Origin of the sequence: Hymenobacter taeanensis, assembly GCF_013137895.1 — a bacterium.
Classification (GTDB): domain Bacteria; phylum Bacteroidota; class Bacteroidia; order Cytophagales; family Hymenobacteraceae; genus Hymenobacter; species Hymenobacter taeanensis.
Window position 1 is genome coordinate 641,443 of the sequence record NZ_CP053538.1, and the last position, 16,229, is coordinate 657,671.

Consider the following 16,229-nt stretch of genomic DNA (forward strand, 5'->3'; position numbering starts at 1 on the left):
AGTTGACACCTGTACGCTTCAGCTTAGCTTGGTTGTTAATGGCTGGTAAAACCGGAGGCGGCAACCAAAAAAAGAGGGTGGCCCAATTACTAGGCCACCCTCTTTTTTTAATGGGCGAGAAGCTGCTACCGCGTCTCTCGCATCAGGCGCTCAATATCATCAGCTTCGAGTGGTATATTTTTCATCAGGTCATCATTGCCGGTAGGCGTGATGAGGATGTCGTTCTCCAGCCGGATTCCCAGGCCTTCTTCCCGAATGTAGATACCCGGTTCGCAGGTGTATACCATGCCGGGCTCAAACACGCGGTACTTAGCGCCCACATCATGCACATCGAGGCCCAGATAGTGGCTGGTGCCGTGCATAAAGTACTTCTTGTAGAGCGGAGCCGCAGGATCCTGGTTTTTTACATCCTGTTCGTTGAGCAAATCCAGCTTAATAAGCTCTTGCTCCATGGAGCGACCCACCGCGGCGTGGTAGGCCTCAATGCTGTTGCCCGCTACAAGCTGCGAGGTGGCAAACTTCATCACCCGTAAAACAGCCTCATACACATCGCGCTGGCGCTTGGTAAACGTGCCATTCACGGGAATAGAACGCGAAAGGTCGGCGGCATAGTTGGCGTACTCAGCTCCAAAGTCCATCAGCAGCACATCACCATCCTGGCACTCACGGTCGTTGCTGACGTAGTGCAGAATGCAGGCATTGGCACCGCTGGCAATGATGCTGCCGTAGGCAGGGCCGCGGGAAGCATTGCGCAGAAACTCGTGGTAGAGTTCGGCCTCAATCTCATATTCCATCACGCCGGGCTTCACAAAGCCCAGCAAGCGGCGAAAGGCTTTCTCGGTGATGTCGGCGGCGCGGCGCATCAGCCGGATTTCCTCATCGCTCTTGATGGCGCGCAGGTGGTGCATAATGGGCGCGGCGCGGCGGTAGGTGTGCAGCGGGTAGGCCTCTCTGATCCACTTGATAAAGCGGGCGTCGCGGGTTTCTACCTCAACCACTGAGCGAATGTGCTCATTAGCGTTGAGGAATACGTTTTCGGCCTCATTCATCAGAGCTGGCAGCACCGACTTAAACGAATCGAGCCACATGATGGTGCGCACGCCGGTTTGCTCGCGGGCCTGCTCCTTAGTGAGCTTGTAGCCTTCCCAGATCAATATATGCTCACTGGTTTCCTTCAGGAACAGGATTTCGCGGTACTGGGGCAGCACGGCATCAGGAAAAATTACCAGAATGCTCTCCTCCTGATCTACGCCGGAGAGGTAGAACAGGTCGTTGTTTTGGCGGAAGGGCATTGTGCCGTCGGCATTCGTCGGCATGATGTCGTTGGAGTGGAAGATGGCCAGGGAAGCCGGCGGCAGCTGCTGGGTGAAGCGGCGGCGGTTCTCAATAAACAGATCAGGCGAAATAGAGCCGTAGCGCATGGGCGGAAGCGGGTAAGGTGGCACAAACGGAAACCGCCGAAGCGGCCGGGGCAAGTTAGGCAGTTCCGCGCGGCTTTGGCGCAGTGGCTTGGCCTATCTTCTGCTGTTGGCAAACGGCGGCTAGTGCGGTACCTTTGCTAGTTGCCCTTGCCCTATGCCTGACTCTGCCAACCGCTCCGCCATCCTGCTCATTCAAACCGCCTTTATTGGTGATGTGATTCTGGCCACGGCGCTGCTGGAGTACCTGCACCGTACCGAGCCCAATACGCCCGTTGACTTTCTAGTGCGCAAAGGCAATGAAGGTTTGCTAAAGGGCCACCCCTACGTGCGTCACGTACTAATCTGGGACAAGAAAAAGGAGAAGTACCGGGGCCTCTGGCACCTGCTGCAGCAGATACGGCGCACGGGCTACGGCCGCGTAGTAACGCTGCAACGCTTTGCCAGCACCGGCCTCCTGACGGCCTTTTCGGGTGCGCCAGAGCGCGTTGGATTTGATAAAAACCCCTTTGCCCGGGGCTTTACCCGCACGGCGCCGCACGTTATTGGTGATGGCGTACACGAGGTAACCCGCAATCTGCATCTGCTCAACCCAGCGTATGATGGGCCAGCTATTGCCCCCCACCTCTTCCCTACCGCTCAGGATGAAGCGGCCGCCGCGCCCTTCGCCGCCGTAGGCCAGTACCTGTGCATTGCGCCCACTTCGGTATGGTTTACCAAGCAGTTCCCGGAGGAGCAGTGGTTGAAGCTGCTGGCAGCCCTGCCCTCTTCCTACACCGTCTACTTACTCGGTGGCCCGCCTGATGTAGAAGCCTGCGAGAGCCTGCTGCAAGCCAGTGGCCGACCCAACACCGTTAATTTGGCGGGTAAGCTGTCGTTGCTGGCCTCGGCGGCGCTTATGCGCGGGGCCACGCTTAACTACGTCAACGACTCAGCGCCCATGCACCTCTGCTCAGCGGTGGGTGCGCCGGTATGTGCGGTGTATTGCTCTACGGTGCCGGCATTTGGCTTTGGCCCGCTGAGCCCGTTCTCCAGAATTGTGATGATTCCGGAGGAACTGGCTTGCCAGCCCTGCGGCCTGCATGGCTACCGCCAATGCCCGCTAGGCCACTTCCGCTGCGCCCACGGCATACACACGCAACAGCTGCTGGCCGTGCTAGCCGAAAGGGAGGCACCAACGGAGTAAAGTGGCCTAGGCCACTTTACTCCGTTACCGTTCCTGTACTTTTGCAACCACTCTCGGGGCTATACGGTTATACTGGGCCGGGACGCCTAGTGAAAAGCCCAAGTCCCTAAGACCCAAAGTTTCCAAGACCCTACCTAATGTCTGATTACGACCTGTACGAGTTGCCCAACGGCATCCGGGTTCTGCATAAAACTGTTCCACACACCAAAGTCGCGCACTGCGGCTTTTTGCTTGACATTGGCTCCCGCGATGAGAAACCAGCCCAGCAAGGCTTGGCTCACTTCTGGGAGCACATGGCATTCAAGGGCACTGAGAAGCGCAAGAGCTTTCACATTCTCAACCGCCTCGAAACGGTGGGTGGCGAGCTGAATGCGTATACTACCAAAGAAAAAATCTGCTTCTACGCCTCGCTGCTCAGCACCCATTTTGAGCGGGCCATGGAGCTCCTCACCGACCTTACGTTTCACTCCGTGTTCCCCGAAAAGGAGATTGAGAAGGAGCGCGGCGTAATTCTGGAGGAGATGTCTATGTACCAAGATGCCCCCGAGGATGCCATCATCGATGACTTCGACGCTGTGGTATTCGGTAACCACTCGCTAGGCCACAACATTCTGGGCACGCGCGAAAGCGTGAGCAGCTTCCAGCAGGAGGACTTTTTCAGGTTTCTCGGCGAAAACGTGCGCACCGACCGGCTGGTGTTCAGCACCGTGAGCAACCTGCCGTTTTCGGAAGTGAAGCGCCTGGCCAATAAATACCTGGCGCCACTGCCCGCCCGGCTGGGCGCCCGCCCCCGTCTGCCGTTTGGGGCCTATAACCGCGTAGAGCGGGTAGAGCGCAAGCCCATTTCTCAGGCTCATTGCCTAATTGGTGGGCTAGCCTACTCACTAGAGGACGAGCGCCGCATCCCGTTCTTTCTGCTGAACAACCTGCTTGGTGGCCCCGGCATGAACTCCCGCCTTAATCTGGCCGTGCGCGAAAAGTACGGCCTCGTGTATACTATTGACTCCAGCTACTCACCCTACACCGATACCGGCTTGTTCGGGATTTACTTTGGTACGGAGAAGAAGCAGGTAAACCGCACTATTTCTCTGGTGCAAAAGGAACTCAAGCGCCTGCGGGAGCAGTCATTGGGCACGGCTCAGCTGCACACCTCCAAGGAGCAGCTCATGGGGCAGCTGGCCATGGCCGAGGAAAGCAATGGCGGCCTCATGCAACTCTTGGGCAAGAGCACCCTCGATCTGGGCCGCGTAGAGTCCATCAACGAAATTTTTGACCGGGTGCGGCAGATTACGGCCTCTGAACTGCTGGAACTGGCCAACGAGGTGCTGTGCGAAGACCAGCTCAGCATTCTGCAATACGTGCCTGAATAGGCCTGGCATTCCGCTTAGTACTCCGGAGCGGGGGAGCTATTGCTTGGCAATGGCTCCCCCGTTTTGTATTAGCGCCGCCGGAAATAGGCGCTAAAGGTGGAGCCAACTCCCAGCTCACTTTCTACCTCAATACGGCCCCCAGCGTTTTCCAGTATTTTCTTGACCATGTAAAGACCTATGCCGCTGCCTTCCACGTGGTCATGAAAGCGCTGAAACATATTGAAAAGCCGATGACTCTTCGTGACATCTAGGCCCAGGCCGTTGTCTTGTACTTGCAGCAGCACGTAGTCTCCTGCTTCGTGGCAACGGATACTTACCCGGCCTTTTCGGTTAGGAGCATGGTATTTGAGCGCATTACTGAGCAGATTGTACACCACGGAGCGCAGGTTCTTCTCGGCGAACGAAATGGTAGAGCATTCTTCCACGTCAATTTCCAGCACCGCTTCAGCCTCCTGAAAAAGTGGGGCCAGGTCAAGGCAAACATCTTTTATTACCTGCCCTAGTGCCACCAGCGTGGCCGGCTGATCGTTCTCCTTCTGCAGCTTTGTGACTTCTGTGAGGTGCTCAATGGTACGCTTAAAACGGTCCACGGAGTCTTGCATCATATCCAGGATGGGCTGCACCTGCTGCATATTGGTGCTGCCAGAGGGCAACTCCGAAAGCAGCGCGTACAATAGCCCCTCAATATTGTTGATAGGGGCCTTCAGATCGTGTGAAGCCGTGTAAATAAAATTATCCAGATCAACATTGACGCGGGTTAGTTGGGCGTTGTATTCCTGCAGCTCCCGCTGGGCCTGATCTACACGCTCCATTGCCAGCTTCTGCTCGTGAATGTCGGTGTAGGTGCCAATCCACTGGATAATTTCGCCCTGACTGTTACGGGAGGGCAGTGCCCTACCCAGCATCCAACGGTACTCTCCGTGCTGGTTGCGCAGACGGCATTCTACTTCCAGCGCATCTGCCGTAGCCAACGACTTCAGCCAGCTGGTTGTGGCGGCCTCTACATCTTCTGGATGAATGCTCTGTAGCAACGGATCTGGCCAATCTCGGGGTTCATATTGGCCCACATAGTCAAACCAGCGCCGGTTGAGGTATGTGTTTTTGCCTTCTGCGCTGGCGGTCCAGGCAATCTGTGGGATGCCTTCCAGCATGCGGCGAGCTTCGGCCGCGGCCTGCTCTACGGCTTGCCGGGCCGCCGTTTGCCACTCTAACTCCTCATTTTTGCGGTTGATAACGGCATTCTGCTCTGTCACCAGCGCCTGAATGTCCTGTATCTTTTGCTGGGCCGAGAGGTCGGTTATAATCACTGCCAGTACAGGAGTATCATTGAACAACAGTCGGTTCATTGACACGGAGAAAGGCCGCAGAGATAGGTCCCGGGTTTGCAGGGGCATCTCACCTCGGCTTTTGCCCGCCCAGCCCTGCGCCAGCAGCTCACGCCAGTAGCCATGGAATGCCAACGGAATAAAGGCCGCGACGGAGCTGCCCATAACTTCTTCCAGGGCATACTGCAGCCAGCCGGCCAGACAGGCATTACAATATAGCACGGTGGCATCCTGACTGAGTAGCAGGGCTCCCTCATTCATTTGCTCAATCAGGGTACGGTAGCCCTGGTCGGCGCCATGCAAGGTGAATATTTGTGGTCCGTCGGCACCGTGTACCGCCAGTGCATCTACAGCGCCCGTCCGGATAGCCAAAATCAGCTCTTCAGCTTCTTCCAGCTGCCAGCGCAACTCTTCATTTTTCCGAAGCAGTTCAGCGTACGTATCAGCAGGTATCTCCTTCATGACTAGCTATTGCTCAGAGGCACGTCAGGCAACCCCAGTGCGGCTAATACCTTTTTCTCCTCCGATAGGTCGCCGATGAGTCGGCGCAACGGTAAAGGCAACTTTTTCACCAGTGTAGGCGCGGCAATAATTTGCTCACGCTTGGCCAAGTCAGGCTGTTGATACATATCAATAATTAGCAACTCGTAGCGCCCCTGCAGGTGCCGCTCACAAAGCGCTTTAATGTTGCGCACCGCCCGGGTAGAGTTAGGTGTTGCCCCTGTAATATACAGATGCAGCACATACTCGGCCGGAGGGTTATCCTCGCTTTCGGGCGCAGTTCCCAGGGGATTATTTACCATCAACCACCCGGATATCCAGTCCTACCAGCACCCGCTCCTGATTAGATAAGTCGCCAATAATCTTCCGGATGGGCACGGGCACTTTCCGCACCAGCGTAGGAATGGCCAGTATCTGGTCGCCGGCCGCCAGCTGCGGGTGCTGGAGCAGGTCAATTACCTCTAGTTGGTACCGCCCTTTCAGGTATTCTTCGCAGTACTTTTTCAGGTTGGCCAGCGCCGTCACCGACTTGGTGGTCTGGCCCGCTACGTATAGGCGCAGTTCCCATGTTTCTTCTTCCATTGTAGGTGCCGTGGTGGCAACGTCAGTCTTCATGCCGTAATAAAAAGTAGCCTATTGATCGGCCGAAGGAGTAGTTTGCTCACCTTCAGCAGCACCGGCCAGTTAGGGCTTGCCAATGCTGTTTTTCAACTGTCGGGTTTGTTCTTCGTGACTGATTTGCCGTAGCTCCTCTTCCACTGATTCAAACTCAGTGCGCAGATTAGCAATGGTAGCTTCCAGCACGAGGCGCTTGCGGGCCAGTTCCCGATCTTTGCGCTCCTGCTCCTGGCGCACGGCCCGCGCCTGGGCCTGTTGTTGCAGTTGCTGGGTGAGGCGGCTAGCCCCGGTCACGATACCTTCCGGCCCGATTACCACATCCAGGAGTTGGATACCGTTACTGGTAACGATAAACTCCCGCACTTGGTTGGAGTGCGCCATTCCGCGCGCCTTCAGAATACTGATACCACGGTTTCGCTCCCCAATGCCCTCCAAGTCGCGCACACTGATCCAGGTATCAACCAGCGATGAAACGCCTTCTTCCGTCATCTCCTGGCGCTGGCTGCTGCCGCTAAGCAGGGAGGTAAATAGCGCCGTGATATTATTCACCTTCAGAAAATCGATGAGACGAGTAAGCATGCTGCGCACCTCCGCAATATTGCCTACCGTAATCAGATTGCTGATAGGATCAATGATTACCGCATCAGGCTTGTGAATGCTCACTTGCTTGTGAATGCTCACCAAATGTTTTTCTAAGCCATTGAGGGTGGGCCGCGAGGCTTCAATCAGCAGCTGGCCATTCTCAAGCCAGGGCGTGAGCTCAATACCCACCGAGTTCATGTTGCGCACCAGCTGCTGCGGCGACTCCTCAAAGGCAAAGAACAAGCAGGTGCCCCCCGTTCGGCAAACTTCGTTGGCGAAGCCCGCCGCCAGTGTGGTTTTGGCTGTGCCGGCTGTACCGGTTACCAATATGCTACTGCCTTTGTAAAAACCCTTTAGCCCAAACATCTCATCCAGCGCGGGCACGCCCGTTGACACTAGCTCATTCGAGACTTCATGATTAAGCAGCAGAGAAGTTACGGGCAGCACTGAAATGCCTTCCGTGGTAATCAGGTAGGGGTACTCATTGGTGCCGTGGGTGCTGCCGCGGTACTTCACAATGCGCAGGCGACGGGTAGTAATCTGGTCGATGACGCGGTTATCCAGCAGAATCACGCAGTCAGAAACGTATTCTTCCAAGCCCTGCCGGGTTAAGGAGCCTTCTCCCCGCTCCGCCGTAATAACGGTGGTTACACCCTTGTCTTTGAGCCAGCGGAACAGGCGCCGAATTTCAGAACGCAGCACGGCCTGATTGGGAAAGCCCGAAAACAACGACTCGATGGTATCCAGCACCACCCGCTTGGCCCCGATGGAGTCAATGGCGTAGCCAAGCCGGATAAACAGGCCTTCCAGATCATACTCGCCCGTTTCCTCAATCTCGGAGCGGTCAATGTGCACGTGGTCGATGCGGAGCTTGCCGGCGGCCTGCAGACCATTCAGGTCAAACCCCAATGAGGTAACGTTGGCCGTAAGCTCCTCGGCAGTTTCCTCGAAGGCCATAAGCACTCCCGGCTCATCGTACTCCAGAATGCCGCGCACCAGAAACTCCACTCCCATGAGTGTTTTGCCACAGCCTGCGCTGCCGCACACCAGCGTTGGGCGCCCTTTAGGGAGGCCTCCTTCCGTAATCTCATCGAGCCCATCTATTCCGGTAGGCGCTTTAGGCAGTTGCGGCAGGCTGACGGGAGCAGGGGCGTTATGATGTAGCATGAATAGAAATTTTGAGCACCACTAGGTAAGCGGGGCTCCCGGCAGTGAATAAAATGGACCGCAGCCCGTTTTGAGCAAAAACTAACGGGTAGAAGAAGCCAGAGTATGGCAGGCTCCAACCGGCTGGAAGGCCACAGCCAAACAACCTGGATAGCAAGGCATTGCAATGGGCAAGCGGCTGATTTTCCGCTTGCCTGGAGTGCGTTGCGCTAGAGTGTGCGCATGCTTAAAAGCTAAAAGTACCCTTTTTCGTTTGTATTGTTTTGCTCGCCAGTCTGAGGGCGGCCCTGGATACTGGTCTGGTGCACCACCGGCTTGGTTTTACCCCTGGCTGACGGCCTACATTTTGTGTAGGCCAGTTGGCAGCTTTTCCCCACACATGTTATTATGTCGCTTCGCATTTTCGGTCACATTAGCTACTACCAGCCCGGCGATACATTTCCTAACCGCTTGGCACTAAGCCAAGCCGGCGTGCACCGGCCAACCCGGGCCGGTATTAGTGGCACCGCCGCAGAAGGGGCCGACTCTATAGTGCTGGCCGACCAGTATGAAGATGATGTGTTTGCGGAAAACGAGCTGACATATGCTGGCCACGGCGGCCGCGACCCTAAAACCGGTCATCAGGTCAGTGACCAAGAGCTAAACCCTAAAAACCAAGCACTTGTGCAAAGCCACACCACCGGTCAGCCCGTGCGCGTGGTGCGCAAAGTGGCCCACGAGGGAGAGATGGTGTATCGGTACGAAGGATTATATCGGGTGGCAGGCGTTACTTTTGAGTCCGGAAAATCTGGGTTTAAAGTCTGGAAATTTCGGCTGGTTCCTTTTACAGCTACAGCCTGATTATGTGCAGCGCAGTGGCCTAGCGCCTATTTCTCTTCATTTATGTACCTCACCGACGAAGCGCAGCACTACGCCGACCAGCACACCACGCCTGAGAGCGCGCTACTGGCGCGCCTCAACCGCGAAACCCACGTGCAGCTCTTGCACGCCCGGATGCTCTCGGGCCACGCCCAGGGCCGGCTGCTGAGCATGCTGAGCCACATGGTGCGGCCCCGGCGAGTTCTGGAGTTGGGCACGTTTACCGGTTACTCAGCGCTGTGCCTGGCTGAGGGGCTAACCGATGATGGCCTACTGCATACCGTTGAGCAGAACCCTGAGCTGGAAAGCCGCATTAGGCGCTACGTGCAGGAGGCGGGGCACGAAGCCCGAATTCAAGTACACATTGGTGATGCCCGCCACGTACTGGGTGGCCTGGCCGAAACCTGGGATCTGGTGTTCATCGACGCCGACAAAATCAATAACGACACCTACTACGAGCTGGTGCTGCCCCAGGTGCGCCCCGGTGGGTTCCTGCTGATTGACAACGTACTGTGGGGCGACAAGGTACTTCCCTCCTACTCGCCTAAGCCCTCTGATAAAGATACCCACGCCGTGCGGGCCTTTAATGACAAGGTACAGGCTGATGACCGGGTGGAAAATGTGTTTCTGCCCCTCCGCGACGGATTGCTGCTGGTTCGGAAGCGCTAGGCCACATGCCGTGCGAGCCAAATATTAGAAATAGTATATCTATAAATCAGGGTATTTTCTGACTCCAACTAAACGTCGGGCTTTGTTTTGCGTCTATTGCGTCAGTGATTCATTATGCCTGATGTATGCCTAAACGTTTTCTATTGTTTTTTGCCCTAGTGTGGGCGAGCCTGGGAGCAGCCCAAGCCCAGTCCTCGGTGAGTGGGCGCGTGGTGGACGGCGCTGACCAGTCGCCCCTGATTGGGGCCAACGTGCTGGTGCGCGGCCTCTCCGCTGACTCAGTAAAGAGTGGTGCCGCTGCCGACGCCGACGGCAACTTCACCGTAACTGGCCTACCCAACGGCCGCTATGAGCTGAGCATTTCCTTCCTTGGTTACCAAACCCTGCGCCGCGAGCTTACGCTGGCGGGCCAGCCACTAGCGCTGGGAGCGCTGCCGCTGGCTACCGGTGGCGTTACCCTAAAAGGAGTGGAAGTAGTAGGGCAGGCGGCTGCGGCAGTACAAAAGGGCGACACTTCGCAATTTAATGCGGGCTCCTACAAAACTAACCCCGACGCCAACGCCCAGGACCTCATTACCAAAATGCCCGGCGTAACCGTTGACCCCACTTCGGGCAAGGTGCAGGCCCAGGGCGAGCAGGTGCAACGGGTGCTGGTAGATGGCAAAGAGTTTTTCGGCAACGACCCCGATGCGGTGCTCAAGAACATTCCGGCCGAAGTAATCGATAAAATTCAGGTGTATGACCGCGCTTCCGATCAAGCCCAGTTTACGGGCTTTGACGATGGCAACCAGCAGAAAACCATTAACATCGTTACCAAGCCTCAATTCCGGAACGGGCAGTTTGGCCGCGTGCTGGCCGGCTACGGCCCCCAGGACGACCGCTACCGCGTGAGTGGCAACCTCAACTCTTTTAGGGGCAAGCAGCGCCTCTCGGTGGTAGCGCAGAGCAACAACGTGAATGAGCAGAACTTTGGCACCGAAGATCTGCTGGGGGTGGTAGGCTCATCGCGCCAGGGCGGCGGGGGCGGCCAGCGCGGTCAGGGCGGAGGCCGCGTAGGCGGCGGCGGCCGAGGCGGTGGAGGCAATCAGGGCGGCAACAACGCCGGCGACTTTTTGGTGAACCAGCAGGGCGGCATTTCCAAAACGCACGCCATCGGCCTGAACTACTCTGACACCTGGGGCACCAAAACCGATGTGCAGGGCAGCTACTTCTTCAACCTCAGCGACAACACCTCCCTCACCGATTTACTGCGCAACTACATAGCGCCGGCAGGCTCTACCCGCGACCTGCGCTACAATGAAACCTCCCTTACTACGAGCCGCAACATCAACAACCGCTTCAATCTGCGCCTCGACCACAAGTTTGATTCTCTGAATTCCATTCTGTGGCGGCCCAGCCTCTCGGTGCAGCGCAACACCGGCAACAGCAACCTCAATGGGCGCACGTATGATGTAAACTCTGGGGAGCAGCAACAAGGCCTGGGCAGCAACCTCAGCGACTACCGCTCGGCCCTCACGGGCATTACGGCAGGCAACCAGCTGCTATACCGCCACCGGTTCCTGACGCGCCGCCGCACCCTTTCGGTAGGTCTCAACACTACCTACAACTCTAAAACCGGCGACAACAACCTGCTTTCCAGCACCTCGTCGGTTGACACGACGGGAACTACCCAAACGGCGCTCCTCAACCAGTTTTCGGAGCTGACGCAGCAGGGCTGGGCCTGGAATGGCAACCTGAACTATACCGAGCCGCTAGGCCAGTACAGCCAGCTGCAGGCTGAGTACCGCATTTCGTACACGCCTAATGATTCTGATAAGAAGACCTACAACTTCTCGCCCGGCGAGCAGTCGTACACTATTCTCAACGATACGCTGAGCAGCGTGTTTCAGAGCCGCTACCTCACCAATGCGGGCGGGCTCACCTACCGCTTCCAGAATCAGCAGCTGCAGTGGAATGTGGGTGCCACCGTGCAGTACGCCCAGTTGCGCAGCGACCAGGAGTATCCGCGGGCAGCTCTCACGGAGCGCAACTTCCTGAACTTGCTGCCCAACGCTATGGTGCGCTATAACTTTTCGCGGCAGCAAAACCTGCGCCTGAACTACCAGATGCGCACCAACTCACCGAACATTAGCCAGCTGCAGGAAGTGGTGAACAATGCCAACCCGCTGCAGCTCACTACCGGCAACCCCAACCTGCGCCAGGAGAACCAGCACAACCTGTTCATCCGGTACTCCTCGGCGGTGCCCGAAAAGTCGCGGTCATTTTTCGCCTTGATTGGGGGCTCCTACACCAACAACTACATCACCAACAGCACCATTTACGCGGCGGGCGGCCCGGTTGTGGTAGATGGCATTGTGATTCCGGCTGGTGGGCAGCTCACGCGCCCCGTTAACCTGGATCAGCAGTACAGTCTGCGCTCCTTCATGAACTACAGCCTGCCGCTGGCCTTTATTAAGTCAAACCTGAACCTGAATGCCAACGCTACCTATTCCCAAACGCCGGGCCTTGTATTTAATGAGCTGAACTACAGCCGTACTCCCAGCGCTGGACTCGGGGTGGTACTAAGCAGCAATATCAGCCCCCAGCTAGATTTCACTGTTTCCTCGAACACCAACCGCTCCTATGTGCGCAATAGCCTGCCCAACCAGGTTGACCGCGCCTACACCCGGCAGAACACGGCCCTGCGCCTGAGCTGGATCATTACCAAGGGCATAACCGTGCAGTCTGATGTCAGCCACCAGTTGTATACTGGCCTGGCCGGCGGCTTCAACCAGAACTTCGTGCTCTGGAATGCTTCCATCGGCAAAAAGGTGTTTGCCAGCCAGCAGGGTGAAATCAAGCTGTATGGCTTTGACCTGCTCAAGCAGAACAACAGCCTCAGTGTGAACCCCACCTCAGCCTACCTCGAAACCACCCGAACCAACATCCTGCAGCGCTATTTCATGCTGATGTTTACGTACAACATCCGCAACTTTGGGGGTGCCGGCAACAATGCCCTTCCCATTGACGATGAGCGGCCCGATGGCCCGCGCCGTGGTGGCTTTGGCCCTCCCGGTGGCCGCCCCGGCGGGGGTATGTAGGCCACTTCCTGCATATATTTAATGCCACTGGCTTTGTTGCTGGTGGCATTACTGCTTTTAGGGGCTGGCGGCTTCGCTGGGAGTGGCCTAGCCGTTTACTTGCTCTTGCAGCAGTTTTTGTTTGGTGCGCAGGTAAAAGGAAAGTAGTATTCTACCTTTCTTTTGTACTTGCGGCCGGCGGGCACCGGTTCGCTTAAATTTTTCCCCTTCTTTGTAAACAGCAGGGCTTTCCTGGCCACTATAGGCCACCCTGCATGTTGCTTGCTTTCCATGAAACGACTTGTATTCTTCCTGTGCGGCCTGCTGCCTTGGCTGGCCACTGCGCAGTCGGTTACCGTTCCGAATACCCTAGATGTAGCCGGCCTGCACCTGCGCTTTACCCCCGCCGGCCGCACCGCCGTTCAGCAAAAAGTAGATGCCCTGCGTCGGCATCAGGCCTCGTTTCAGTCGCGCGTGACGCTGGCCGACGCCTATTTTCCGCTCATCGACCGGGTATTTCAGCAGGAGGGCTTGCCGCTTGATTTCCACTTCTTGGCCCTGCAGGAAAGTGGCCTACAGGGTGATGCCCAGAGCATTCATGATGCGGTGGGCTACTGGCAGTTTAAGCGGGAGTCGGCCGCAGACTTTGGCTTGGTCATGACCGATGCCGTGGATGAGCGCAAGCACATTACGGCCTCTTCTAAGGCGGCGGCGCAATACCTGCTGCGCAACAACAAAACCTTCCACAACTGGATTAACTCGCTGCTGAGCTATAACCTGGGCCTCACGGGTACCAAGCCCTATACCCTACCCACCGACTACGATGCCACCAACGTAGAAATATCGGAGCAGACGAACCCTTACATTCTTACGTTTCTGGCGCACAAGGTAGCGTTTGAGCCGGCCATTGGCCTGAATACAAAGCCGCCTCTGATGCTGCAGGAGTTTCCGGCCCCGGCGGGCCAGCCTCTTGCTGTAATGGCCCAGGCCATGCAGCAGGACCCCACTGAGTTGGCGAAATACAACCGCTGGCTGCTGGCCCCCACGGTACCCACCGACCGCGTGTACTCCATGCTGGTGCCCATTACTGACCCGCTGCAGCTTACTGCCCTGGCGGCTCAGCAGAAAAATGCGGCCAGTGGCCAGCTGCTCAACAAGCCCCAGCCCGACCCTGAAAACGCCGATTTTGTGCGCGTAAACGGACTTCGGGCCCTAATTGCCCTGCCCGGCGACACCAAGGAGAGCCTGGCCCAGCGTGGTAAGCTGAAGATGCGCAAGTTCCTGCAATACAATGACCTGTTTGCCTTCGATAACATTGTAGCGGGCCAGCCCTACTTCGTGCAGAAAAAGCGCGACAAGGCGGCCGTGGAGTACCACGTGGCAAGGCCGGGCGAAAGCGTAGCTACCGTCTCGCAGAAGTACGGCATCAGGGCAAAAGCCATTTGGAGCAAGAACCGGATGGCCCGCAATGAGGAGCTGCGGGCAGGCCGCGTGCTGTGGCTTCAGCACACCCGCCCCAAAAGTGTGCCCATTGAGTACGCCGACGGCAACAATGCGCCGGCCCTGGCCGCATTTGAGCGCCCTGTTTCCGCTGACGCTCCTGCTTCGGCAAAAGCAGAAAAGCCCAGTCCCACCCAGGAACAAGGTACCGCTGTAGGCTGGCCCACTACCAGTCGTGCTCCGGCAACCAAGACTGCTCCGGCACCCTCCCCGGCGCCCGGCACCTCCGTAGTGCAGCCAGACAGCGCCACCGACGAGCACACCGAGAATCTGAATGATCTGCCACCGGCCCCGACTAAAGTGGCTTCCGACACTCCGCAGAATAGTAACAGCACATCCACAGCCGCTGCCTCTGCTTCATCAGCCCCAGCCCCCAGAAAGCCCCTGCCCGCCTCTGCTCCCATTGCCGATGAGCCTCTTGAAGAAGCAACTGAATCGGAGCCGGCAGCAACTCCGGCACCAGTAGCAATGCCTGCGGCCTCTCCTTCGGTGGTAAATGCACCAATTGCGGTGCCTACCCAGCCGGTGGTACCCGTTGCCCCAACGGTTGTGCAGCCAGTGCCCGCAAGTGGCCTGCATACGGTGGAGCCAAAGGAAAACCTGTACTCCGTAGCGCGCCGCTTTGCCCTGCGCCCTGCTGATATTGTAGCCTGGAACAATTTACCGCAAAACCCCTCTCTGCGTATTGGGCAGGTACTGCGGCTCACTGCTCCCGTGGCCGCAGAACCAGCAACAACCCCTGCTGCAGGTTCTGCGCCGGCCCAAACGACTGCTACGCCGGCGGCCACTGAGGGTATTCGCCATACAGTACAGCAAGGCGAAACCCTGTATAGCATTTCGCGGCGCTACGCCGTTACGCCGGCTCAATTGCAGGAATGGAATAACAAGCCTGATACCGGCGTCAAAATTGGTGAGGTACTGGTAGTGAAGTTCACCAGCAAGCCATAAGATGACGGCGTCTTCTCGCCCAGGCCACCTACATACTGGCCTGGGCGAGAGGCCTACGCGTTGTTTGGCCTCACCCTTCCACCCTCCAACTCCATCCTATTTCCTTACTCTACTCACTGTACGAATGCGTTTCCTTTTTAGCGCGCAACTTTTTGCCGGCCTGTTGCTTGGCTCCCTCACCGCACACGCGCAAAAGGCTCCGGCCTTACCCCCTCTTTCCGAAGATTCTGTGCGGGTAATGTCGGGGCTGGTGCAAACTAGTGTGCGTCAATTGCGTGGTATCTATTTCGAGCCTAACGATGCCCAGGCAACTCAGCTGATCGAGACGGCTCTGCAGGATATTCCGGCGCTTAACCAGCGCCTGAGCCACTATACCACCAGCCTTTCGCCGGCGCAGCAGCAGGCTCTGGCCAAGCGCTTGCGTCAGCAGCCCTGGCAAGTTGAGCTGCGCACCCTGCTGCGGAGTCCTCAGTTCCGAGGCTTTGATGCCCGGGCGGCCAAAAACCCGGCGCTGCAAGCCGCCGCCACGCGTCTTAAGGCCACCGGCTTTGTAGGAAGCCCACTGCCTGCTCCCGCGCCGGCGCCCCCCGTAGCAGCAACTGCCAGCCCGGCCGCTCCTACCATGGGCTTGATGCCAACAGCACCCAAAGATGCCGCCCCGAAACCAGCCCAGGAGGCGCATAACCAGCATACGGTACAGAAGGGCGAAACTCTTTTCAGCATTGCTAAGCACTACGGAGTATCCACCACGCAGCTGCAGCAGTGGAATGGCAAGTCCAATACCGGCGTCCGGATTGGGGAGGTATTGCTGCTGGAAGCCGCTACCAAGTAACTGCCTATACCACGGAAAAACTGCAGTATACCGCATGACAAACGCCACTCTTTGGAGTGGCGTTTGTTATTATAAGCCCTAATAAAGCTTGTGTAGCCTGTGCTCTTCTCCTACGTGCGCTATGCCCCATAAAAGATTGTTCTTCTGAATAAGGCCCAAGCTGGGGCCTACTGCACCACGCGCATACAAGCCCACG

Annotated in this window: 12 protein-coding genes; 7 read left to right on the forward strand and 5 right to left on the reverse strand. The window is 57.2% G+C overall.

What is annotated here, in order from left to right:
* Nucleotides 1–125: 125 nt before the first annotated feature.
* Nucleotides 126–1,421: an aminopeptidase P N-terminal domain-containing protein gene (locus HMJ29_RS02720; protein ID WP_171590045.1), complete on the reverse strand. Its 1,296-nt coding sequence runs from the start codon at nucleotides 1,419–1,421 to the stop codon at nucleotides 126–128.
* A gap of 154 nt (nucleotides 1,422–1,575) precedes the next feature.
* Here HMJ29_RS02720 and HMJ29_RS02725 point away from each other — a divergent pair, with 154 nt between their 5' ends.
* Nucleotides 1,576–2,604, forward strand: a complete 1,029-nt coding sequence (locus HMJ29_RS02725) for a glycosyltransferase family 9 protein (protein WP_171590046.1) — start codon at nucleotides 1,576–1,578, stop codon at nucleotides 2,602–2,604.
* A gap of 137 nt (nucleotides 2,605–2,741) precedes the next feature.
* Complete coding sequence (locus tag HMJ29_RS02730) at nucleotides 2,742–3,974, forward strand: M16 family metallopeptidase (RefSeq protein ID WP_171590047.1); 1,233 nt, start codon at nucleotides 2,742–2,744, stop codon at nucleotides 3,972–3,974.
* Nucleotides 3,975–4,042: 68 nt separating this feature from the next.
* On the opposite strand, the gene HMJ29_RS02735 is transcribed toward HMJ29_RS02730, so the two are convergent.
* The 4 genes from HMJ29_RS02735 to kaiC form a co-directional block, all read right to left on the reverse strand.
* Nucleotides 4,043–5,761 carry an ATP-binding protein gene (locus HMJ29_RS02735; RefSeq protein ID WP_171590048.1) on the reverse strand — a complete coding sequence of 573 codons (1,719 nt, stop codon included), beginning with the start codon at nucleotides 5,759–5,761 and terminating at the stop codon, nucleotides 4,043–4,045.
* A gap of 2 nt (nucleotides 5,762–5,763) precedes the next feature.
* A complete protein-coding gene (locus HMJ29_RS02740) occupies nucleotides 5,764–6,102 on the reverse strand; it encodes a circadian clock KaiB family protein (RefSeq protein ID WP_171590049.1) in 339 nt (112 codons plus the stop codon).
* Nucleotides 6,092–6,415 carry a circadian clock KaiB family protein gene (locus HMJ29_RS02745; RefSeq protein ID WP_253805664.1) on the reverse strand — a complete coding sequence of 108 codons (324 nt, stop codon included), beginning with the start codon at nucleotides 6,413–6,415 and terminating at the stop codon, nucleotides 6,092–6,094. The genes HMJ29_RS02740 and HMJ29_RS02745 overlap by 11 nt, the downstream gene beginning before the upstream one ends.
* Nucleotides 6,416–6,484: 69 nt before the next feature.
* Complete coding sequence (kaiC, locus tag HMJ29_RS02750) at nucleotides 6,485–8,167, reverse strand: circadian clock protein KaiC (RefSeq protein ID WP_171590050.1); 1,683 nt, start codon at nucleotides 8,165–8,167, stop codon at nucleotides 6,485–6,487.
* 387 nt (nucleotides 8,168–8,554) lie between these two features.
* On the opposite strand from kaiC, the gene HMJ29_RS02755 reads away from it, so the two are divergent.
* From HMJ29_RS02755 to HMJ29_RS02775, 5 genes are all read left to right on the forward strand, one after another.
* Nucleotides 8,555–9,007, forward strand: a complete 453-nt coding sequence (locus HMJ29_RS02755; RefSeq protein WP_171590051.1) for a YDG/SRA domain-containing protein — start codon at nucleotides 8,555–8,557, stop codon at nucleotides 9,005–9,007.
* Nucleotides 9,008–9,049: 42 nt separating this feature from the next.
* Nucleotides 9,050–9,694, forward strand: coding sequence for an O-methyltransferase (locus HMJ29_RS02760; RefSeq protein WP_171590052.1), 645 nt, complete (start codon nucleotides 9,050–9,052; stop codon nucleotides 9,692–9,694).
* 125 nt (nucleotides 9,695–9,819) lie between these two features.
* Nucleotides 9,820–12,774, forward strand: a complete 2,955-nt coding sequence (locus tag HMJ29_RS20590) for a TonB-dependent receptor (RefSeq protein ID WP_171590053.1) — start codon at nucleotides 9,820–9,822, stop codon at nucleotides 12,772–12,774.
* 270 nt (nucleotides 12,775–13,044) lie between these two features.
* Nucleotides 13,045–15,201: a LysM peptidoglycan-binding domain-containing protein gene (locus HMJ29_RS02770; protein ID WP_171590054.1), complete on the forward strand. Its 2,157-nt coding sequence runs from the start codon at nucleotides 13,045–13,047 to the stop codon at nucleotides 15,199–15,201.
* A 124-nt stretch (nucleotides 15,202–15,325) separates the two neighbouring features.
* Nucleotides 15,326–16,033, forward strand: coding sequence for a LysM peptidoglycan-binding domain-containing protein (locus tag HMJ29_RS02775; RefSeq protein WP_171590055.1), 708 nt, complete (start codon nucleotides 15,326–15,328; stop codon nucleotides 16,031–16,033).
* The last annotated feature ends 196 nt before the right edge of the window (nucleotides 16,034–16,229 follow it).